The organism is Actinacidiphila epipremni (assembly GCF_012034175.1).
Classification (GTDB): Bacteria; Actinomycetota; Actinomycetes; order Streptomycetales; family Streptomycetaceae; genus Actinacidiphila; species Actinacidiphila epipremni.
In genome coordinates, this window is record NZ_JAATEJ010000026.1 from 114,321 (window position 1) to 133,565 (window position 19,245).

Consider the following 19,245-nt stretch of genomic DNA (forward strand, 5'->3'; position numbering starts at 1 on the left):
CCGCGCCGGGTGGTGCGGGCCCCTTTCCGTATACGGCTATACGGCTGCGCATATGGCCACGGCTCGGCACATAGCCACGCCTGCGCATATGGCCACGGGTCAGGACGCGGTGGCGGTCTCCGAGTCCGACGGGCTCGGCGTGTCCGTCGGGGTGCCGTCGCCCGCGGGGGACTCGGTGTCGGACGGCGAGGCGGTGTCCGTCGCGCTCGGCGTCTCGGTCGGGGTGGGGGCCTGGGTCGTCGGCAGCGTGCCCGGGCCGAACGGCTCGAAGTAGCCCGCGGCCGGCGTCACCTGGACGGGCAGGGAGACCGCGCCGACGCTGCTGAACTGGAACACCGCGTTCTGCACGTCGCCGTCGCGCAGCGCCTCGGAGCCGCTGCTCACCACGGCGGTCGGGTTGCCCTTGCCGCCCAGCAGCACGGTGCCGTGCGCCGGGACGGTGACGGTGCCGCCGCCGTCCGGGCCGGACAGCTGCGCGGAGCCGCCGCCGGAGAGCTGGACGGCCTGCAGCGTCTGGTCGGCGTTGCCGTTGTTGAACAGCCGCGCGGTGACGGTGGCCGGGCCGTTCGGCTGGGTCAGCACGAAGGCGTTCTGCACCTGGATGTCGCCCTTGGTCGCGGACTGGCTGTCCGGCTTGACCTGAAGGGTCTGTGCCCCGTCCCCCGCCCCGCAGGCGGCGACAGGAGCGACTGAGAGGGCGACGACGGCGGCGGCGAGGGCGCCGCGTCGGAAGCTGCGGACCACGGCGGCGGCATCTCCTTGGCAGGTGGGGCGATCTGGCGGGCTCGGCGTGCCGGGAGTGCCCGGAGGACCTGCGCGGACCTCTCGCGCGGACCTCTTGTGCGGACTTCGGACGATCTTCCGGCGGCCTTAGATTACCGAGCCCGGGTTTCGCCCGCTCACCGGGTGCCCCCTGCGTGACGCACCCTCACCCGTGCGGTGGCGCGCATCCGGCGTACCGGCCCGCTGAGCTGGGCCGGAGCCCACGGTGGCCGGTTCGCGTCGCCGCCCGCAACATGCCGGCAATGTATTCCGGCATTACCACGGTGTGATTACCGGCGGATCGACGCGGCGCGGCCCGGCGGCGGGATTTACGTGCTGCTTACGCCGGTGCTTCCCCGGCCGGTTCGATCATCGCTTCCGCGTCCGCCGGACAATTGGATCTTCGACCCGGCTTCGTGCGCGTCTTCAACCCCCGGGAACCCGAACGGAGTAGCGAAGATCCACCCGCACGGGAGGGACAAATCCGGACGTATCGCCCGGTGTTCCCGGGCTCCCATGGCCCGTACCCGGACGATTCCACGTCGCCGTATACCCGCTCCGACCTGCGGATACCGCGTGAGTGTGGCACCCTCCAGCACGTTCCATGGGCGCTTGTCAAGCCCCGAGATATGCCCTGACCTGCGAAAACGCCATTCAGATGAGGGCGTTCCCGTGTTACCCTGGATAGCCACGGAAGGGGTACCTGTCACATGACGTTCAAGGTTGGCGACACCGTGGTCTATCCCCATCACGGGGCCGCGCTGATCGAGGCTATCGAAATTCGCCAGATCAAAGGCGTGGACAAGACCTACTTGGTGCTCAAGGTCGCTCAGGGCGACTTGACGGTGCGCGTACCCGCGGACAATGCGGAGTTCGTCGGCGTACGCGACGTTGTCGGTCAGGACGGGCTGGATCGGGTCTTCGAGGTGCTGCGCGCGCCGTACACCGAGGAACCGACCAACTGGTCTCGCCGATACAAGGCAAATCTGGAGAAGCTCGCCTCCGGCGACGTCATCAAGGTCGCGGAAGTCGTCCGTGACCTGTGGCGGCGCGAGCGTGAGCGCGGCCTGTCCGCCGGCGAGAAGCGCATGCTCGCCAAGGCGCGGCAGATCCTGGTCAGCGAGCTCGCTCTGGCCGAGAACACCAACGAGGACAAGGCCGAGGCCCTGCTCGACGAAGTCCTCGCGTCGTAAGACCGTCCCTTTCCGGACGTTCTCGTGTCGCGTCAACTCCAGCGCCCACCCACGCTGCCGTGACGTACTGACTTACGCAGACGCAAAGCCCCCCGGACGACCCCTGGGGGACACTGCCGCGGCACCCGGCCCAGCACCACGGCCGGGTGCTGCGGCATGTGCGGTCCCGCCGGGCGCTACGGTCTTCAGGTCGCACCCCGAGAACTTCACGGAAGGGGTCCTCGGGAAAGACCCGGCCCTGGCAACCGGCACATCGCCTGGGCGCACCCCCCAAGCGATACCCAACTCATCCAAGGACACAAACCTGCGTACCGCAGCCGTCATTCCCGCCGCCGGACGTGGCGTCCGGCTCGGCCCCGGAGCGCCCAAGGCGCTGCGCACCCTCGGCGGGCTCCCGATCCTGGTCCACGCGGTACGGGCGATGGCCCGCGCCCGTGCCGTGTCCGTCATCGTCGTCGTCGCGCCGCCGGACGGCGCCGCCGAGGTCCGCGCGCTGCTGGACGCGCACGGGCTGCCCGAGACCACCGACATAAAGGTCGTCCCCGGCGGCCCCGAGCGGCAGGACTCGGTCCGCCTGGGCCTGGCCGCGCTGCCCGACGACGTCGACGTCGTCCTCGTCCACGACGCCGCCCGCCCCCTGGTGCCGGTCGAGACGGTCGAGGCCGTCGTCGACGCGGTACGGGGCGGGGCGCCCGCCGTCGTGCCGGGACTGCCGCTCGCCGACACCGTCAAGAGCGTCGACCCGGACACCGGCGCCGTCACCGGCACCCCCAAGCGCTCCCTGCTGCGGGCCGTCCAGACCCCGCAGGGCTTCGACCGCGCGGTGCTGGCCAAGGCCCACTCCTCGGTCTCCGGCGAGGTCACCGACGACGCCGGCATGGTCGAGCAGCTGGGCGTCCCCGTCCTCGTCGTGCCCGGGCACGAGGAGGCGTTCAAGGTCACCAGACCGCTGGACCTGGTGCTCGCGGAGGCCGTACTGGCACGCAGGAGGGTCAATGGCCACTGAAAGCCCCGCAGGGGCCCCTACGGAGCCCGCCGGGAGCCCCGGCCACGTCCTGCCCCGGATCGGCGTCGGGACGGACGTGCACGCCTTCGAGGCCGGCCGCGAGCTGTGGTGCGCGGGCCTGCTGTGGGAGGGCGCCTCGTACGGCCTGGCCGGCCACTCCGACGGCGACGTCGCCGCCCACGCCGCCTGCGACGCGCTCTTCTCCGCCGCCGGCCTCGGCGACCTCGGGGCGCACTTCGGCACCGACCGCCCCGAGTGGGCCGGTGCCTCCGGCGTCACCCTGCTCGCCGAGGCCGCCCGTATCGTGCGCGCGGCCGGCTTCACCATCGGCAACGTCGCGATCCAGGTCATCGGGGTGCGGCCGAAGATCGGCACCCGCCGGGCCGAGGCGGAGAAGGCGCTGTCCGCGGCCGTCGAGGCGCCCGTGTCCGTCTCCGGCACCACCACTGACGGCCTGGGCCTGACCGGCCGCGCCGAGGGCCTCGCGGCGCTCGCCACCGCCCTCGTCCTGCCGCCCGCCCGGCCCTTTGCGCAGCCGCCCGGATAGCCGCCCGCCCTCCGAGACCGGGCGCGTACGCTCGCCGCGGAAGATCCGGCGTACCCACGGGAGTTACGGGTACGCCGGGAGTCCCCGGCAGACCCAGCAGAAAGGCAACGGCTCCGCACATGGCCAAGCTTTCGGACAGTGCCCGCGCGCTCTTCGACGCGAAGACCTTCGCCACCGTCTCCACCATCCAGCCCGACGGCAGCGTGCAGCTGTCCGTCGTGTGGGTGAAGGTCGACGGCGACGACGTGGTCTTCTCCACCAAGGAGGGGCGCCGCAAGCACCTCAACCTCGCCCGTGACCCGCGCATCACGCTGCTCGCGATGCCGGAGGGCAACCCGTACGCGTACACCGAGATCCGCGGCACCGCCACCATGGTCACCGAGGGCGGCGACGCGCTCATCGACGAACTCAGCCACAAGTACACCGGCGCTCCTTACGCCGGCGACCAGCCCGGTGACGTGCGGCTGGTCGTCCGCGTCAGCGCCGACCGGATCGTCGAGCACGGCTGAGCGCCCCCGGTGCCAGGGGCGCGACCCGGCCATAGGCACAGCCTCTGGCCTGGACGGTCACGGCGTGGCATAAAGGCGCGGTAAAACGCCGGAAAACGGCCGACGCACCCCCTTGTGCGGTCCGCGAGCAACGGACCGCACGAGGCACCGGCCCGCGGCCACTACCCTTGAGGCGTGACTATTCGCCTGTACGACACCGACGCGCGCCAGGTACGTGACTTCGTCCCGCTCACGCCGGGCTGTGTCTCGATCTACCTGTGTGGCGCCACCGTGCAGGCGGCGCCCCACATCGGCCACATCAGGTCCGGCCTCAACTTCGACATCCTCCAGCGGTGGTTCCGCTACCGCGGCTACGACGTCACCTTCGTCCGCAACGTCACCGACATCGACGACAAGATCCTCGTCAAGGCCGCCGACCAGGGCCGCCCCTGGTGGGCCATCGGCTACGAGAACGAGCGCGCCTTCTCCACCGGCTACGACGTGCTGGGCTGCATGCCGCCCACGTACGAGCCGCGCGCGACCGGCCACGTACCCGAGATGATCGAGATGATGCGCGGCCTCATCGACAGCGGCCACGCGTACGTGGCAGAAGGCAGCGTCTACTTCGACGTGCGCTCCTTCCCCGGCTATCTGCAGCTGTCCAACCAGGAACTGGACAATCTGCGGGCCGCCGAGGGCGAGATCGAGACCGGCAAGCGCGATGCACGCGACTTCGCCATGTGGAAGGCGGCAAAGCCCGGCGAGCCGTCCTGGGAGACCCCCTGGGGCCGCGGCCGGCCCGGCTGGCACCTCGAGTGCTCGGTGATGGCGCACAAGTACCTGGGCCCCGTCTTCGACATCCACGGCGGCGGCATGGACCTGATCTTCCCCCACCACGAGAACGAGATCGCCCAGGCCAAGGCGTACGGCGACGAGTTCGCCCGCTACTGGGTGCACAACGCGTGGGTGACGATGAGCGGCGAGAAGATGAGCAAGTCGCTCGGCAATTCGGTGCTGGTCTCGGAAATGGTGCAGCGCTGGCGGCCGATCGTGCTGCGCTACTACCTGGGCACCCCGCACTACCGCTCCATGATCGAGTACAGCGAGGAGGCGCTGCGCGAGGCCGAGGCCGCGTTCGCGCGGATCGAGGGCTTCGTGCAGCGGGTGGTGGAGAAGGCCGGCTCGGTCGAACCCGCCGCCGAGGTGCCGCCCGCCTTCGCCGAGGCGATGGACGACGACCTGGGCGTGCCGCAGGCCCTCGCCGTCGTGCACACCACCGTCCGGCAGGGCAACAGCGCGCTGACCGCCGACGACAAGGAGACGGCGGTCGCGCGGCTCGCCGAGGTCCGTGCGATGCTCGGAGTGCTGGGGCTGGACCCGCTCGACCCGCACTGGACCGGCGCCGACCGCGGCGACGACCTCCACGGCGTGGTCGACTCGCTGGTCCGGCTGGTGCTGGAGCAGCGGCAGGCGGCGCGGTCCCGCAAGGACTACGCGACCGCCGACGCCATCCGCGACCAGCTGGTGCAGGCGGGCCTGGAGATCGAGGACACCCCGACCGGCTCGCGGTGGACCCTGCGCGGCTGACACCCCGCCCTTCGCGGGCCGCCCGGCGCCCCGACCCCGCGGCGCCGGGCGGCCCGCACCCCCGGGTCCCCGCCCGGACCCGAGACGCAGACAGAAGTGAGAGAGCCCCATGGCCGGCAACAGCCAGCGCAGGAACCGCCGTACGTCCAACAAGAAGGGCGCCACGGTCGGCAGCGGCGGGCAGCGCCGCAAGGGCCTGGAGGGCCGCGGCCCGACGCCGCCCGCCGAGATGCGCAAGGGCCACAAGAAGAGCCGGGTGGCCGCCGCCCAGGCCCGCCGCTCGGCCAGCAGGCCGCGTCCGGGCGGGCGCGGCGGCAAGTCCGCCTCCGAGATGGTCGTGGGCCGCAACCCCGTCGTCGAGGCGCTGCGCGCCGACATCCCGGCGACCGCGGTCTACGTCCAGCAGTTCATCGACAACGACGACCGGGTGCGCGAGGCGCTGCGCCTGGCCACCGACCGCGGGGTCGCGCTCATGGAGGCGCCCAGGGCCGAGCTGGACCGCATCACCGCGGGCCTGAACCACCAGGGCCTGGTGCTGCAGATCCCGCCGTACGAATACGCCCACCCCGACGACCTGCTGGCCGAGGCCGACGACGAGGGCGCCGACCCGCTGATCGTCGCCCTGGACGGCGTGACCGACCCGCGCAACCTCGGGGCCGTCGTCCGCTCGGTCGCCGCGTTCGGCGGGCACGGCGTCGTGGTGCCCGAGCGGCGGGCCGCGCACATGACCGCGGGCGCCTGGAAGACCTCGGCCGGCACTGCCGCCCGCGTCCCCGTGGCCCGCGCCACCAACCTCACGCGCGCCCTGGAGGCGTACAAGAAGGCGGGCCTGACGGTCGTCGGGCTCGCGGCGGACGGGGACGTGGAGCTGTACGACCTGGAGGTGCTCGACGGGCCGGTCGTCATCGTCGCGGGCAGCGAGGGCAAGGGGCTCTCGCGGCTGGTGGGCGAGACGTGCGACCTGCTGGTGCGCATTCCGATGCCGGGTGGGGCGGCGGAGTCGCTGAACGCCGGTGTGGCGGCGGGTGTGGTGCTGTACGAGGCGGCGCGTCGGCGGGCGTGAGGGCCGGCTTGCGGGCCGGCTCGGCAATGGGCTTGAGGGTGGCGTAAAGGGCGTTGGCTCGGCCTATTGCCACGTGCGGGGGCGTATCTTACGGGTCCGGCGAGGTTGACGCGTCTCGGACAGCGAGAGCCGTGCTGGGCAGTGTCCTAAAGGTGCGTCACTCGGTTAGTTGAGCGTGGACACCAGAACACCCCGCCCCTCCACGGGGGGAGGGACGCCCGGATTCGACGAACCGGTGCTGAGCATGGCACGGGTGCCGAGCGATCCCGCGCAGGTCATCGTCACCCACGCGAGTTTCCGCGTGCAGCTGGGCCGCAGCTCCGCCCGCTCCCTCGGCCGGGTCGGCCCGCCCCGCGCGGGCGTCTCCGCCGGCCCCGGCGCGGGCCGCCGCAGGCTCGCCCCGGTGGTGTGGTCGGGCCGCACCGAGCCCGGCGACGCGCTGGCCGGCGAGCTCTTCCAGGCGGTGCGCGGCACGGGTGCGCCGGACGGCGACTCCGCGGGCGCGACCACGCAGGTATTGCCGAGGATCGGCGGCACGGAGACGCTGCCGCCCGCCGCCCCGACCGTCGTCGGCCCGCGCCGCGCCGAGTCCCCGACCGGCCTGCTGAGCGGCGTACGGCCGGCGCGGGGCGCGTACGACGAGGAATATGGCGACGGCGGCGCATATGGCGACGGCGACGCATATGGCGGGGCCGGCGTACATGGTGACGGCGACCCGGAGCTGGACGAGCCGGTCGAGCGGCGGCCGGGCAAGAAGAACAGCGACTTCGTCAAGCACGCCTGGTATCCGCACCGCCGGATGAACCTCGGCATCGTGCTGCTGCCGCTGCGTATCTTCCTCGGCTTCGTCTCCATCTACGCCGGCATGGGCAAGTTGTGCGACCGCGTCTACTTCGACGGCGGCGAGCGCGGCTCCATGGTCACCTGGCTGTCCTCGCTGCACCCGTGGGCCGCGGCGGAACCGCTGCGGGACGCCGCGCTCAACCACCCGGTGGGCGCGGGCCTGAGCATCGCCTTCCTCCAGGTCGTGGTGGGCGTGCTGACCGTCTTCGGGCTGTGGCAGCGGGTCGCGGCGGTCTTCGGCGCGAGCCTGTCCATCGCGCTGCTGGTGACCGTGAGCTGGCGTACGGTACCGGTCTACGACGCCCCCGACTTCATCTACCTGGCCGCGTGGAGCCCGCTGGTCATCGCCGGCGCGCCCGTCTACTCCGTCGACGGCAAGCTCGCCGCCGACGCCTGGCGCCGGCTGGGCCCGCGGGTCGGCCTGTGGGACCTGCGGCGCTATGTGCTGCGGCGCGGCATGGTGCTGGGCACGGTCATCGTGGGCGGTTCGCTGCTGGTGGGCTCGGTGCTGGGCGCGGCGGTACGGGCCAGCACCGCGCCGGGCGGGCGCCCCGCTGGCCCGACGGCGCCGCCGGTCAACGAGCAGCAGGGGCTGCCGCTGCCGGAGGTCTCGGGCGGCGACACCGGGACGTCGCCGGGCAGCCCGACCCCGTCGCAGACGGCGAAGGCACGCAAGAAGCTCCACACGCCGGCGGCCAGCGCGCCGCCGAGCACGGCGTCGTCGGGGGCGGAGCACACCCCGGGGGCCGGTACGCACACGCCGGGGCACGGAACGTCGTCGGGCGGCTCGTCCTCGTCGGGCGGTTCCTCGGGCGGCTCGTCCACGTCCAAGCCGCCGGCCGCGCCGCCGCCCACCCACGCGGCGCCGCCTCCGCCGCCGGAGCCGACGCAGGGGGCCATCGGCGGGCTGCTGGGGGCGCCGCTCCTGGGCCCGGCGCAGGCGTCGCAGTCGCCGACGAGCCCGGCGTGAGGGCGGTGAGGGCGGTCGCGGGGCGGGCCGCCTGAGGCTCGCGCGCTTCTTTCGGCCCTCACCGGCTTCCCCGGCCACCCCGGCTTCCCCGGCACTATTCCCCGCGGCTTCGCGTAAGGCGCGGGGAATAGCGCTGTGCGGGCTCTAGACGACCGGTGCGGCGCCCAGTTCGCGGGCGGCCTCCCGGAGGTCCTTCGCGGTGTCGATGGCCCGCCAGTAGGCGCCCTGCGGGATCGGGTAGCCGGCGAGGCGGCGTTCGCGGGCCAGCCGCGGGAAGGTCGTACGCTCGTGGTCGCCCAGGTCCGGCAGCATCGCGGCGAACGCGGGCGCGAAGACGTACACACCGGCGTTGATGAGGAACGGCGAGGGCGGGGCCTCGATGAAGTCCAGGACCTGCCCGAACTCGTTGGTCTCGACGGCGCCCCACGGGATGCGCGGCCGGGCGAGCGCGAGGGTGGCGACGGCGTCGCGCTCCTCGTGGAAGGCGGCCATGCCGCGCAGCGAGAAGCGGGTCCAGATGTCGCCGTTGGTGGCGTACCACGGCTCGTCGGGGCGCGGCAGCGACTTCGCCGCGTACTTCAACCCGCCGCCGCGGCCCAGCGGTTCGCCCTCGATGACGGTGGTGACCTGCAGCGGCAGCGGCGTGTTGTCCAGCCACTGGGCCAGCACCTCCGCGAGGTGCCCGCACGAGACGACGACGTCCGTGACCCCTTCGGCGGCCAGCCAGTCCAGCTGGTGCCCGATGATCGGCGTGCCCGTCCCGGGGATCTCGACCATGGGCTTGGGCCGGTCGTCGGTGTAGGGCCGCAGCCGCGAGCCCTGGCCGCCGGCCAGGATCACGGCCTGGGTGACCGGGGTGACCTCGTGCGCAGTGGTGTCGTGCGTCATGCAGCGCACCCTATGCGACACGGCCGGCGGCCCCGCACATGGCGGGCCCGCCGGCCGTACGCACGCTCTCGGCTCTTCCAGGGGCCGTCCAGGGGCCGCGCTGGGGCCGCGCCGGGGCGCCTTGGGGCCGTTCGCCGGCCCGGCCCGGTCGGTCAGCCCCGGGGCCCTTCCGTCAGCCGACGGACGCGACGCCCGTCGCGAAGGCGGTGTCGCACACCGGCCGCGACCACGCCTGCGCCCGCCGCACCGAGCCGTCGTACTTGGCGACCGCGGCGCGGCCCAGCGAACGGGCGATCGACAGGCAGTACTTGGCGAGCGACGGCTGGCGCGCCATGGCGAGCTGGAGGTCGGTCAGGGCGACCCCCGGGTCCTGCTGCTGGAGTTCGGCCAGCAGCCGCGTACGCAGCGCCTCCTGGGGCGCCTTCGCCGCCTGCTCCGTGGCCACCTGGTCCCGCGACTTGGCGGAGGCGGTGAGCACCTGCGCGTCGGAGGAGGAGACGGCCCACGGGACGCGGGTGACGGCGAGCGTTCCCGACAGGACGAGAACGACCGGGAGGACGAGCGCGAATGTCTTGCCGAGACGGCGAGCTAGCTGGTTCACGCCTCGGATCGTAGCGACTGGTGATGATTTGGCGACATTCCGTCACTCTTGCGGGGGAGTGAAATCGCCACAAAGGGCGTTCGAGTGTTGACGTACGGCCCCGAACTGCCGCTTATGCGCACGTATGGGGGTGGAAAAAGCGGACGGCCGGGCGGTGCGCGTCGGTTGCGCGCACCGCCCGGCCGTAGGAGCCCGGAAACCCGTTTACGCGATCAGGTGATCAGTCGCTCAGGCGCTCGCCGGAGGAGGTGGCGAAGACGTGGGTCTCGCCGGCGCGCGGCACGACGTGCAGCACGGAGCCCTTCTCGGGGATCTCACGGCCGCCGACGCGGATGACGACGTCCTTGTCCTCGTCGCCGACCCGGGCCGAGCCGTAGACGTAGCCGTCCGCGCCCAGCTCCTCGACGACGTTGACGGTGACGGCCAGGCCCGCCGGGGCGTCCTTGGTGAGCGACTTGGCGTCGCCCTCGCCGCTGACGATGTCGAAGTGCTCGGGGCGCACACCGACGGTGACCGTGCGGTCACCCTTGTCGGCCGCCGCCTGGACCGCGTCGCGCTCGACGTTGACCAGCGCGTTGCCGAACTTGACTCCGCCGTCGACGATCGGGACCTCGATCAGGTTCATCGCCGGGGAGCCGATGAAGCCCGCGACGAAGAGGTTGGCCGGCTTGTCGTACATGTGCCGCGGGGTGTCGACCTGCTGCAGCAGGCCGTCCTTGAGGACCGCGACGCGGTCGCCCATCGTCATGGCCTCGGTCTGGTCGTGGGTGACGTAGACCGTGGTGACGCCCAGGCGCCGCTGCAGGCTGGCGATCTGCGTACGGGTCTGGACACGCAGCTTGGCGTCGAGGTTCGACAGCGGCTCGTCCATGAGGAAGACCTGCGGCTCACGGACGATCGCGCGACCCATCGCGACACGCTGCCGCTGACCACCGGAGAGCGCCTTGGGCTTACGCGCCAGGTAGTCGGTGAGGTCCAGGATCTTGGCGGCTTCCTCGACCCGCTTGCGGATCTCCGCCTTGTTGACGCCGGCGATCTTGAGCGCGAAGCCCATGTTGTCGGCGACGGTCATGTGCGGGTACAGCGCGTAGTTCTGGAACACCATCGCGATGTCCCGGTCCTTCGGCGGCAGGTGCGTGACGTCACGCTCACCGATGCGGATCGCGCCCGCGTTGACGTCCTCCAGCCCCGCGAGCATGCGGAGCGAGGTCGACTTGCCGCAACCCGAAGGCCCGACCAGCACGAGGAACTCGCCGTCCCCGACCTCGATGTCGAGCCCGTCGACGGCGGGCTTGTCGCCACCCGGGTAGATCCGGGTCGCCTTGTCGAACGTGACAGTAGCCATGCTGCTACGCCATCCCTTCACCGGCAGGAACGTGCCGGACGATCCGAGTAAAGGAAGCAGATCTCTTGGTGCCGCTTCAGTGGTCCAGCCCGCTCACCAGCGGACTGGCAGTGACGCTACCTGCACGTTCCCCCTTTGTCACCAGCCCCCCGCTGCCTTTTTCCCCACCCCGCCGGCCCCCCGCCCGCTACACTGCTGCGAGCGCCTCCTTAGCTCAGCTGGCCAGAGCGACGCTCTTGTAAAGCGTAGGTCGTCGGTTCGAACCCGACAGGGGGCTCTTTTTCTTGCCTGGTCAGGGCGGCCGTCCCGGCGTCGGCTGCGGTGTTTTGCTGTCGGCCTGTCTCGGTTCTGGTCTCATGTGGGGCGCGCTGCCTGGGACGTCCTCCAGGAGCGGCTTCGGCGCCGGGCAGAGCGTCCCCGGATAGTCTTGGAGACCGGTCCGCTCGCGCTTGGGAGGCACGGCAGCGTGGACCCGCAGCGCTTCGCACTCCTCGATGAGGCCCGCAGGAGTCTGCCGGACGGGTTCAAGGCCGAGCTGTCCGGCGACACCATCGTGATGATGGTCGGCTCCTCCGGTATCCACCGGCGCAACCTCCTATGGTCAGGCGGCAGTTCGACGCGCACAGCCCGAGCGACCTGGTGCCGAGCGAGAACACGGACCTCGTCTCTCTCGGCGTGGGCAAGAGCCGCAATGCCGACCTGACCTACCTGCCGGCCGCCGTCCTGGAGACCACGGACAGCCGGGTGCCTGCGGAGACCGCGGCGATCGCCGTCGAGCTGGGCACCTCCTCCCGCGGCCGGGCGGTGGAGCCGGGTCGCCTCGCCGTATGGTCAGGGCGTGGAATGGCGGCAGGAGCACACGACGACGGCGACCATCAGGACTGGTCGTGAATACGGTGCCTGGCCCGTGCTCTTCGAGTCCGATGGGCGGGTGATGGTGCTGTCGTTCGCCAACGCCCTGAACACCGTCTCGCGCTGGGATCCGCAGTCGGGCCGAGAGGTATGGCGGGTGGACCCATGGGCCGGTGGGGGCCCGTGCGCCGTGGTGCAGGCGAAAGGTGTCGGCTCGATCCTCGCCGTCGCGTCGGAGTTCGGTGTCGAGTGCCTAAACGCCGTCACCGGCTCGGTGTTGTCAAGCCCTGCCGTGGAGGCCGGCACCGTCTGGGACGTAGCGGCCGGTCTGCTGCCGGACGGGCGCGCACTCATCGTGGGCGCCGGCCACCACCACGAGGTTCACCGATGGGACGCCGTGACCGGAGAGCCGCTGGGTGTGCCGCTGACGGGGCACGGGACGTCTGTGGTGTCGGCCGCGATGGTCGCCGGCAGCCGGGGCGGCGGCGCGGTGATCGCTACGGGCGACGAGGCAGGCGTCATCCTCCGATGGGACGCCGCGACGGGCGCGCGAATCGGGGAAAGGATGACCGGGCCTGAGGGCGCGGTCCATCAGATCGTGCCGGTCGGTCTCCCCGGAGGGCACACGCTGCTCGCGTGTGTGGATGACGACAGGCTTCTGTGGCGATGGGACGCGAACACCGGCGAGCCGGTCGGGAAGCCTGTACCTCTGGGCGCGGAGTCGGAGGACCCGAGACTGTCCGTCGCGGTCGTCAACGGCTCGGCGCACATGCTCGTGTCGGGGACCGACGACAGGATGGTGTGGGAGTGGGATCTCCTGACGGGTACGCGGCTCCACGCCGCCGTTCCGGGGATCTCCTGCGACGTGCTGGTCCGCTCCAACGGCCAAGCAGTGATCGCCACCGGATCTCCCGAGGGCGATCTCACCCTGTACGCCTGAGACTCAGAGGAACTGGTCCGGCGTGCGGCCGTCGATATGGGCGGCCAGTTCGTCGAGGAGGAACCGGGGCAGCGGCACGGAGCGGTGCTCGTGGTTCTTGAGGGTGGCCAGGTGGAGGACGCCCTTCTCGCCTACATACGCATGCACCACGTGAGCCCGTCGCGCATCGACGTGACGAGTCTGGTTGAACGGCTCATCGGGGGTAGTTTTCCCGGATAGCCGAGGTGAGCGGTGGATCGCCGTAGTGCGCCGGGAAGCTTGGCCAACCTGTGGCTACAGCGCCGGAGTGCCTGAACCCCATCGCTCGTGACCGCGTCGCAGGCGTCGCCTCCGTTGCGTGGACCGCTGGCCTTTACCCGTCCGACGAGATTGCTGGAGTCAGGTGGCGGGTGCCTCGAAGGTCTCGATCGTGCAGCGGGTGGCTCCGCTGCGTTCGATCCTGGCGTCGCTAGTGATGAGCGGTACGCCGAAGCTCTCAGCGAGGGCTACGTAGTGTGCGTCATAGGCGGAGAGGTTGTTCGAGAGGTCGCGCACCCGCTGCCACAGCACCAGTGTCGGGTGCAGGTCGAGGTTGAGGGCCTGGTAGTCGATGATCGCCTTGGCGGCTTCCTTTTCCGTGATCTTCGGCTTGCCCCCGCGTCGGCCGCGCGCCAGGCCGAAGACGGCCGAGGTGATTTCGTAGTCCAGCAGGCTTGGCGCGGTGAGAGTGCCTGCGCGACCCACCCTCTCGCGGACCGCGCTTCCTGTCTTGCCGTGGTCGAGGAGGAAGTGCACCAGGCTGGAGCAGTCGATGACGATCAACGTCGTTCACGCCCGTCCTCGATGGCGTCGAGGACGTCGGTCGTGCTGAGTGCGGTGCGGGTCTCACGCTCAAGACGTGCGGCCATTTCCGTGAGGGTGGGTCTGGCGGCTTCCCGGGACAGGAGCTCCAGGGCGTACGCCTGGAGGGATTTGCCCGCCTGTGCGGCGCGTACCTTCAGGGCGTTGACGGTGTCGTCTGGGACGTCCCGGATGGTGATAGCGGTCATGCTTTTATTTTAGCATCAATGCAGGCAATATGCAGGCATGCTTGGGCTGCGGAGCACGGCTTCAGCACACATGGGGCTGGGAACCTGTCCGAACCAGTGGCAAGAGGTAAACGTCGGTTGCGGTGTTCAGGGGGGTGACACCTGCGTCTCCGCAGGTCAGCGCCCGGCCGCGAGGGATCTTGTAAAGCGTAGGTCGTCGGTTCGAACCCGACAGGGGGCTCTTTTTCTTGCCCTGCACACGCCGTCGCGATCCGACGTGCCGCAGGCGTAATCCCTAGACTGTGGGTGCGCCGACGTTTTCAGGAGCGGGCGTGGAGGAGCGAGGCGCGCGATGACTGTCACTGAGGATCGGCCGCAGATGCAGGCGGAGGAGTTCGAACGCATCGCTGCCGCCGCCGAGCGTGAGGGCGTCCGGCTGGAGTTCGTGCACGGGAAGCTGGGAGTCAAAGCGGTGCCGGACGGGGATCACGACGAGATCATCCGCTGGGTCATGGAGCACTGCATGCAGCAGCGCCCGGATCTTTGGCTCTACCCGGAACGCGGCCTGAAGGTGGAGACCTATCGCAGCGGTCACGCGAAGCCGGACGGGGCTCTGGCGCCCAAGGGCAGTTTCGCCGGGCACGGGGAGTGGGCCGCTGCCGACCGGGTGGTCATGGTGGTCGAGGTGACGTCGTACGACGCCGACACCGACAAGCGTGACCGGGAGGAGAAGCCCCGCGCCTACGCGGAGACCGGGATTCCGGTGTACCTGCTGATCGACCGGGACGCGTGCGAGGCGCTGGTGTACAGCGAACCCGACGACGGCGTCTACGGCATGATCGCCCGGCGCCCCTTCGGGAAGACGGTCGCGTTGCCCGATCCGGTGGGGATCACGCTGGACACGGAGCCGCTGAAGGACTGGGTGCGCTGATCGGCTGACGCGGCCGGAGCTTGATGCGAAAAGGGCGGGCGGAGACGGCCGCCCTCCCACGATGTGAGGGCGGCGTCCTCGGCAGGCGGCTGCGCTTTGCGGTCCGACGCTCGCCCCTTCCCCCGCTGCCGGCCTCCGCTGCCCCGGCCTCGGCCGCCTGCTCACTGCGGGTGGTGTACGGCCCAGTCGTTGCGGGCGGCGGTGAGGGCGGGGCGGATCTTGTGGTCGAGGAGGTCGGCGTGGGCGCGGAGTTTGGCGGCGATGTCGGCGAGGTCGTCCGGGTCGAGGCGGAGGATCCAGCGGCCGACGCTGATCTGGAGGTTGGCCACGGGGATGCGCAGGCGGGGGTCGGGGTCGTGGGGGTTGCAGTCGATGCTGCCCTCGAAGACGGAGTCCTCCTCGGCGCCGTCCCAGAGGTCGGGTGCGGTGACGGGGAGCATGGGCCCCTCGAAGAACGCCCGGTGGTCGACCTGCGCCAGCCGGCTCTGCCGCCGCTTCGGCCGCACGGGACTCGTGTCGGTGACCTCGACCCGCACCCGTACTCCGGTCCACCGCACTTTCACAGAACATGCTGCCTGGGTGTGCCGGACAGCGTTGGCGATCACCTCGCCGGACAGCAGTTGCAGGTCTTCGAGCCGTTCCTCCGCCAACGGCACCTGCCACTCCCGGACGATCCTCATGACCGCTCGCCGGGCCGTCACGACATCTGCCTCCTCCGGCCCCACCGAGAAATCACGTGAGGTGACACGCCGCCACGCCCTTTGGGCTGTTGCCCGCAGGTCAACGCGTGGCGGCGCCAACTGCGAAGAACTACGACTGGGCATCCCCATCCCACCCCTTCATCAACACATCGCGGAACACGGCACCCCGCGGATGCCGAGGTGACCAACCGTCATCAATAGACTGGACCGGTGGACCAGTCCAGTCAAGTCCTGCCGGTGTCTTGCTCGACGCCCAGGGTGAAAGGTCAGGTCAGCGTGAACGCCGGTGCGCCGACGGATGGAGCGAGGTGGTAGCGACCCCGTGCACTCAACGGTCAGTCGGTCACATCGGATAAGTGTCCGTCTGCTCCCAAAGCGACCCCGGTGTGACGCCTTCCTCGCACACCAAGGGGCGACCTTCCTGGTCGTATGCGACATGGAGCACGACGGCCACTGCTGCCGGAGTGTCAAGGCGCAGGTGACGTGCCTCCTCCTCCGTGACCAGGCGAGCAGTCGTCACGTCCACGCCCTCGGCAGGAGTGCGCCCGGTCTGCCGGCCGATGTACCTCGTGGTCCCCTCGGCGATGGGCGCGCGTTGTTCCAGGCGCGGTGCCTCGTCGACCACGTCCGGCGGGAACCATGCCTCGACATAGCTGTGCGGGGTGCCGTCCGGGAGTTGCATCAGCCGGGCGCGGCGCAGCGCGTACGTGCCGTCGGGCAGGCCCAGCGCGGTGGCGATGCGAGCGGGCGGGATGGTGCGCTCGGGGTCGCCGATCCGCGTGAACGGCATGCCGCCGGTCACCCGCGCGCTGCCTGACTTCCTGTTGCCGGCGGGCCGCCCGATCGCCGTCTCGGTCACGACGAAGCCGGCGCCCTGCCGTGCCTCGACCACGCCGTCGTTGCGGAGTACGTCCATCGCCTTGACCACCGTTGCCCGCGCCACCTGCCACTGTTCGGCGAGGTCCCGGCCCGAGGGGAGTGTCGCTCCTGGCGGAAACTCGCCGCTGGCCATGCGGACGCGCAGGGACTCTGCGATCTCTTCGTACTTCAGTAGTGCCATAGCTCCTCGTGAGGTTGTGGGCTGGACTGGTCCACCGGTGCAGAGGATACTGCCGGCATGTCGTCCCCCGAGCTGGCGCCCGAGGTCACCACCTTCTACACCGACGTCTTCGATGAAGGCAGCCGACTGACCTCTTCCGCTGATGGGCGGCTGGAACTGCTGCGCACGCAGGAGCTGTTGCGCCGCTTCCTGCCGAAGGCACCAGCCCGCGTACTCGACGTCGGCGGCGGTACGGGCGTGCACGCGCGGTGGCTGCTTGAGGACGGCTACGAGGTGCGGCTCGTGGACCCGGTGGCGCGGCACGTGGAGCAGGCCCGCGAGGTCTGCCCGGCCGATCTCGGTGACGCCCGCAGCCTCGACGCGGAGGACTCGTCGTACGACGTGGTCACGCTGCTGGGCCCGCTCTACCACCTGCCTGACCGTGACGAACGGCTCCAGGCTCTCTGCGAGGCGGTTCGCGTCGCCCGCCCCGGCGGGCTTGTCGCAGCGGCGGCCATCAACCGTTACGCCTCGGTCTTCGAGCACACCGCTCTGGCTCACCTGCACACCGAACGCTTGCGGAAGTCGATCGCGGACATCCTCGCCACCGCCACCTACGACGGCCGCCGCGGCTTCACCGTCTCCTACTTCCACAAGGCGGAAGAACTCGCGGCGGAAGCGCGTGCCGCAGGGCTCCGGGACGTCCAGGTGTTCGGCATTGAAGGCCCCGCCTGGTCGCTCCTCAAAGCGGTCGAGCAGAGCACCGGTGCCCCGCCCGACGACGCCCTCTTCCAGTCCGCCCTGACCGCCGCCCGCCTCGCCGAGCCCTACCCCGAACTCCTCGCCGCCAGCTCCCACCTCCTGGCCATCGGCTACGCGGTCGAATGACCGGCCGGCGCCCCTGCTCCTCGCGAGACTTTGTCGGCAACCCACCGCAGGTGCGCCTCGGACCGGCCACGATCGGCACGGCCGGCCTGGAGCATCGCCCTCGGACGGTCCGGTGTTCACCCGACCGGGGAGGGCCCGGATCAGCCGCGATTTCCCGTGGGCTCGGGTTCGAAGAGGGTGAGTGGTCCTTCGAGGACGAGGGCCGTGAGGCCGGACTCGGTTCCTGTCGTGTGGTTTTCGGCCTCCTCCCAGCGGGCGCCCTGGCCTGCGGTGATGGGGACGCGGGTGCCGTCCTGGCCGGCGACCCAGCCGCTGCCTGTGACGACCAGGAGCAGTTGCGCGGAAGTGGCCGGGTGCGTCCCGATGGTGCCGCCGGGTGCGAGGGTGAGGCAGGTGACCTGGACCTGGCCCGCACCTGCGGCGACGCGGGTTGCGTGCAGGCCGGTGCTTCCGTGGTGAGTCATAAGCCGCTCGGCGCGTTCGAAGCGGAAGATCTCCATGGCTGGTCCCCCGTCGGGCGGAGCGGGTCGGAAGGCAGAGAGCATAGACCCGCTGCTGCGACGCGGCGTTGAGAGTCGGAGTGGCGGGCCACGGGCTGATCGCCGCCGCCCGCGGGTCCGGCCCGGATCGGCTCCGGGCCCGGGGGCGGCTCGTGTGGAGGCCGACGTCAGAGGGAGAGGGCGGACTCCGTGACGGTCTGGCCCTGGGGTGGGGCGTAGACGTGGAGGGGCTTGTCGAAGGCGCTGAAGGTGATCGTGCCGCTGCCGTCCGTACCGGGACCCTTCGCGCCGGGCTCGGTCAGCTTCACGGCGTACGGCTTCCCGGTGTCGGCGACGTAGACGACGAGGTCGCCGTCGCTGTCGTGCTGGGTGAGGGGGATGACGGTCTGGCCGTCGACCTTCACCGGGGCGGCCTTGGTGAGGGGCGCGCCGTCGTCCGCGGTGAAGCCGGCCATGAAGGTCTTGAGGTCGCAGAAGTCCTTCAGGTCGGGGTCGGTGGCCGCCGTGCCGGGCTTCTTCAGCCAGCGGCCGTGCAGCGCCGTGCCGAGGGCCCGGCCGTCCTTGCCCTGGTCCTTCCAGAAGGTCGCGTCCGCCTTCAGGTAGGTGTACTCGGTGGTGCTGATGATCTTCATGTCGCCGCCGTCCTCGCCGACGGTGGCCACGCACTTGCCGGATGTCGCGACGGTGACGTCGAGGTGGGCCGGCTTGTCGCCGTCCATCTCCTGGCCCACCACGTGCACGGACGTCAGGGCGTTCATGGCGGCGGTGGCCCTGTCGGATATCTGCTGCGCGCTGAGCGCGTCCAGCGGGCCAGCGGGCGCCGCCGCGTGCGTGGCGGGGGCCGAGGCCGTGCCGGCCGGCGCGGACGTGCTGCCGCTCGCGGACTTCTTGCCGCCGCAGCCGGTCAGTACGACGGCCGCGGCCGTGCACAGCAGTGCGGCCGTCAGTACGGTGTGCTTCATCGTTCGGGGGAACCCTTCTCGTAGGCGGGAGAAGGATAGGGATACGCTGTGACATTCCTGTACGTGGCTCCGTACGCGCGCCAGTACGCGACCCTGTACGCACCCCCGTACGCGGTCCCGTCCCCGGGCGAT

Annotated in this window: 22 protein-coding genes and 1 tRNA gene; 12 read left to right on the plus strand and 11 right to left on the minus strand. The window is 71.0% G+C overall.

Annotated features, from left to right (window positions below; genetic code table 11):
- Positions 1-99 precede the first annotated feature (99 nt).
- Positions 100-744, minus strand: coding sequence for a DUF461 domain-containing protein (locus tag HCN08_RS27295; RefSeq protein WP_167985916.1), 645 nt, complete (start codon positions 742-744; stop codon positions 100-102).
- A gap of 728 nt (positions 745-1,472) precedes the next feature.
- Between HCN08_RS27295 and HCN08_RS27305 the strand changes: the two genes are divergently transcribed.
- The 7 genes from HCN08_RS27305 to HCN08_RS27335 all read left to right on the plus strand — a co-directional run bounded on the left by HCN08_RS27305 (position 1,473) and on the right by HCN08_RS27335 (position 8,459).
- A complete protein-coding gene (locus HCN08_RS27305) occupies positions 1,473-1,955 on the plus strand; it encodes a CarD family transcriptional regulator (RefSeq protein WP_031525269.1) in 483 nt (160 codons plus the stop codon).
- Positions 1,956-2,232: 277 nt separating this feature from the next.
- On the plus strand, positions 2,233-2,961 hold the full coding sequence (ispD, locus tag HCN08_RS27310) for a 2-C-methyl-D-erythritol 4-phosphate cytidylyltransferase (protein WP_167985959.1): 729 nt from the start codon (positions 2,233-2,235) through the stop codon (positions 2,959-2,961).
- Positions 2,951-3,508, plus strand: coding sequence for a 2-C-methyl-D-erythritol 2,4-cyclodiphosphate synthase (gene ispF / locus HCN08_RS27315; protein WP_167985917.1), 558 nt, complete (start codon positions 2,951-2,953; stop codon positions 3,506-3,508). Before ispD ends, ispF begins: the two co-directional genes overlap by 11 nt.
- A gap of 119 nt (positions 3,509-3,627) precedes the next feature.
- Positions 3,628-4,017, plus strand: a complete 390-nt coding sequence (locus HCN08_RS27320) for a PPOX class F420-dependent oxidoreductase (RefSeq protein ID WP_167985918.1) — start codon at positions 3,628-3,630, stop codon at positions 4,015-4,017.
- A gap of 174 nt (positions 4,018-4,191) precedes the next feature.
- A complete protein-coding gene (gene cysS, locus HCN08_RS27325; protein ID WP_167985919.1) occupies positions 4,192-5,583 on the plus strand; it encodes a cysteine--tRNA ligase in 1,392 nt (463 codons plus the stop codon).
- Positions 5,584-5,692: 109 nt separating this feature from the next.
- Positions 5,693-6,646 (plus strand): 23S rRNA (guanosine(2251)-2'-O)-methyltransferase RlmB, encoded by a 954-nt coding sequence (gene rlmB, locus HCN08_RS27330; RefSeq protein ID WP_167985920.1) that lies wholly within the window; start codon positions 5,693-5,695, stop codon positions 6,644-6,646.
- A 244-nt stretch (positions 6,647-6,890) separates the two neighbouring features.
- Positions 6,891-8,459, plus strand: a complete 1,569-nt coding sequence (locus HCN08_RS27335) for a DoxX family protein (protein ID WP_167985921.1) — start codon at positions 6,891-6,893, stop codon at positions 8,457-8,459.
- A gap of 144 nt (positions 8,460-8,603) precedes the next feature.
- Here HCN08_RS27335 and HCN08_RS27340 read toward each other — a convergent pair whose 3' ends face one another.
- The 3 genes from HCN08_RS27340 to HCN08_RS27350 form a co-directional block, all read right to left on the minus strand.
- On the minus strand, positions 8,604-9,347 hold the full coding sequence (locus tag HCN08_RS27340; protein ID WP_167985922.1) for a nucleotidyltransferase family protein: 744 nt from the start codon (positions 9,345-9,347) through the stop codon (positions 8,604-8,606).
- 172 nt (positions 9,348-9,519) lie between these two features.
- Positions 9,520-9,948, minus strand: a complete 429-nt coding sequence (locus HCN08_RS27345; RefSeq protein ID WP_167985923.1) for a hypothetical protein — start codon at positions 9,946-9,948, stop codon at positions 9,520-9,522.
- A gap of 220 nt (positions 9,949-10,168) precedes the next feature.
- Positions 10,169-11,293, minus strand: coding sequence for an ABC transporter ATP-binding protein (locus HCN08_RS27350; protein WP_167985924.1), 1,125 nt, complete (start codon positions 11,291-11,293; stop codon positions 10,169-10,171).
- Between the two features lie 203 nt (positions 11,294-11,496).
- On the opposite strand from HCN08_RS27350, the gene HCN08_RS27355 reads away from it, so the two are divergent.
- The 3 genes from HCN08_RS27355 (at position 11,497) to HCN08_RS27365 (ending at position 13,085) form a co-directional block, all read left to right on the plus strand.
- Positions 11,497-11,570 (plus strand) — tRNA-Thr (locus HCN08_RS27355).
- 320 nt (positions 11,571-11,890) lie between these two features.
- Positions 11,891-12,184 (plus strand): hypothetical protein, encoded by a 294-nt coding sequence (locus HCN08_RS27360; RefSeq protein WP_167985925.1) that lies wholly within the window; start codon positions 11,891-11,893, stop codon positions 12,182-12,184.
- Positions 12,132-13,085 (plus strand): WD40 repeat domain-containing protein, encoded by a 954-nt coding sequence (locus HCN08_RS27365; RefSeq protein ID WP_167985926.1) that lies wholly within the window; start codon positions 12,132-12,134, stop codon positions 13,083-13,085. Before HCN08_RS27360 ends, HCN08_RS27365 begins: the two co-directional genes overlap by 53 nt.
- A gap of 3 nt (positions 13,086-13,088) precedes the next feature.
- Here HCN08_RS27365 and HCN08_RS27370 read toward each other — a convergent pair whose 3' ends face one another.
- The 3 genes from HCN08_RS27370 to HCN08_RS27380 form a co-directional block, all read right to left on the minus strand.
- Positions 13,089-13,232, minus strand: a complete 144-nt coding sequence (locus HCN08_RS27370) for a hypothetical protein (RefSeq protein ID WP_167985927.1) — start codon at positions 13,230-13,232, stop codon at positions 13,089-13,091.
- 231 nt (positions 13,233-13,463) lie between these two features.
- A complete protein-coding gene (locus tag HCN08_RS27375; RefSeq protein WP_167985928.1) occupies positions 13,464-13,886 on the minus strand; it encodes a type II toxin-antitoxin system VapC family toxin in 423 nt (140 codons plus the stop codon).
- Entirely contained in the window at positions 13,883-14,113 is a 231-nt protein-coding gene (locus tag HCN08_RS27380) for a FitA-like ribbon-helix-helix domain-containing protein (protein ID WP_167985929.1), read from the minus strand. The genes HCN08_RS27375 and HCN08_RS27380 overlap by 4 nt, the downstream gene beginning before the upstream one ends.
- 331 nt (positions 14,114-14,444) lie before the next feature.
- On the opposite strand from HCN08_RS27380, the gene HCN08_RS27385 reads away from it, so the two are divergent.
- Positions 14,445-15,023, plus strand: a complete 579-nt coding sequence (locus tag HCN08_RS27385) for a Uma2 family endonuclease (protein ID WP_167985930.1) — start codon at positions 14,445-14,447, stop codon at positions 15,021-15,023.
- Positions 15,024-15,184: 161 nt separating this feature from the next.
- Here the strand turns inward: HCN08_RS27385 and HCN08_RS27390 are convergent, their stop codons facing one another.
- Positions 15,185-15,724 (minus strand): ATP-binding protein, encoded by a 540-nt coding sequence (locus HCN08_RS27390; protein WP_167985931.1) that lies wholly within the window; start codon positions 15,722-15,724, stop codon positions 15,185-15,187.
- Positions 15,725-16,067: 343 nt separating this feature from the next.
- Positions 16,068-16,784, minus strand: coding sequence for a GntR family transcriptional regulator (locus HCN08_RS27395; RefSeq protein WP_167985932.1), 717 nt, complete (start codon positions 16,782-16,784; stop codon positions 16,068-16,070).
- Between the two features lie 57 nt (positions 16,785-16,841).
- Here HCN08_RS27395 and HCN08_RS27400 point away from each other — a divergent pair, with 57 nt between their 5' ends.
- Positions 16,842-17,651: a class I SAM-dependent methyltransferase gene (locus tag HCN08_RS27400; RefSeq protein ID WP_167985933.1), complete on the plus strand. Its 810-nt coding sequence runs from the start codon at positions 16,842-16,844 to the stop codon at positions 17,649-17,651.
- 140 nt (positions 17,652-17,791) lie between these two features.
- Here HCN08_RS27400 and HCN08_RS27405 read toward each other — a convergent pair whose 3' ends face one another.
- Complete coding sequence (locus tag HCN08_RS27405) at positions 17,792-18,151, minus strand: cupin domain-containing protein (RefSeq protein ID WP_167985934.1); 360 nt, start codon at positions 18,149-18,151, stop codon at positions 17,792-17,794.
- A 167-nt stretch (positions 18,152-18,318) separates the two neighbouring features.
- The gene (locus HCN08_RS27410) at positions 18,319-19,113 is read right to left on the minus strand and encodes a hypothetical protein (protein ID WP_167985935.1); all 795 of its coding nucleotides are present in this window, start codon (positions 19,111-19,113) and stop codon (positions 18,319-18,321) included.
- Between the last annotated feature and the right edge of the window lie 132 nt (positions 19,114-19,245).

Excerpts from the sequence above, each read along its gene's own strand:
- HCN08_RS27305 (WP_031525269.1), top strand. The coding sequence starts at position 1,473 with ATGACGTTCAAGGTTGGCGACACCGTGGTCTATCCCCATCACGGGGCC.
- ispF (WP_167985917.1), top strand. The coding sequence starts at position 2,951 with ATGGCCACTGAAAGCCCCGCAGGGGCCCCTACGGAGCCCGCCGGGAGC.
- HCN08_RS27320 (WP_167985918.1), top strand. The coding sequence starts at position 3,628 with ATGGCCAAGCTTTCGGACAGTGCCCGCGCGCTCTTCGACGCGAAGACC.
- rlmB (WP_167985920.1), top strand. The coding sequence starts at position 5,693 with ATGGCCGGCAACAGCCAGCGCAGGAACCGCCGTACGTCCAACAAGAAG.
- HCN08_RS27335 (WP_167985921.1), top strand. The coding sequence starts at position 6,891 with ATGGCACGGGTGCCGAGCGATCCCGCGCAGGTCATCGTCACCCACGCG.
- HCN08_RS27340 (WP_167985922.1), bottom strand. The coding sequence starts at position 9,347 with ATGACGCACGACACCACTGCGCACGAGGTCACCCCGGTCACCCAGGCC.
- HCN08_RS27350 (WP_167985924.1), bottom strand. The coding sequence starts at position 11,293 with ATGGCTACTGTCACGTTCGACAAGGCGACCCGGATCTACCCGGGTGGC.
- HCN08_RS27360 (WP_167985925.1), top strand. The coding sequence starts at position 11,891 with ATGGTCAGGCGGCAGTTCGACGCGCACAGCCCGAGCGACCTGGTGCCG.
- HCN08_RS27380 (WP_167985929.1), bottom strand. The coding sequence starts at position 14,113 with ATGACCGCTATCACCATCCGGGACGTCCCAGACGACACCGTCAACGCC.
- HCN08_RS27385 (WP_167985930.1), top strand. The coding sequence starts at position 14,445 with ATGACTGTCACTGAGGATCGGCCGCAGATGCAGGCGGAGGAGTTCGAA.
- HCN08_RS27395 (WP_167985932.1), bottom strand. The coding sequence starts at position 16,784 with ATGGCACTACTGAAGTACGAAGAGATCGCAGAGTCCCTGCGCGTCCGC.
- HCN08_RS27400 (WP_167985933.1), top strand. The coding sequence starts at position 16,842 with ATGTCGTCCCCCGAGCTGGCGCCCGAGGTCACCACCTTCTACACCGAC.
- HCN08_RS27405 (WP_167985934.1), bottom strand. The coding sequence starts at position 18,151 with ATGGAGATCTTCCGCTTCGAACGCGCCGAGCGGCTTATGACTCACCAC.
- HCN08_RS27410 (WP_167985935.1), bottom strand. The coding sequence starts at position 19,113 with ATGAAGCACACCGTACTGACGGCCGCACTGCTGTGCACGGCCGCGGCC.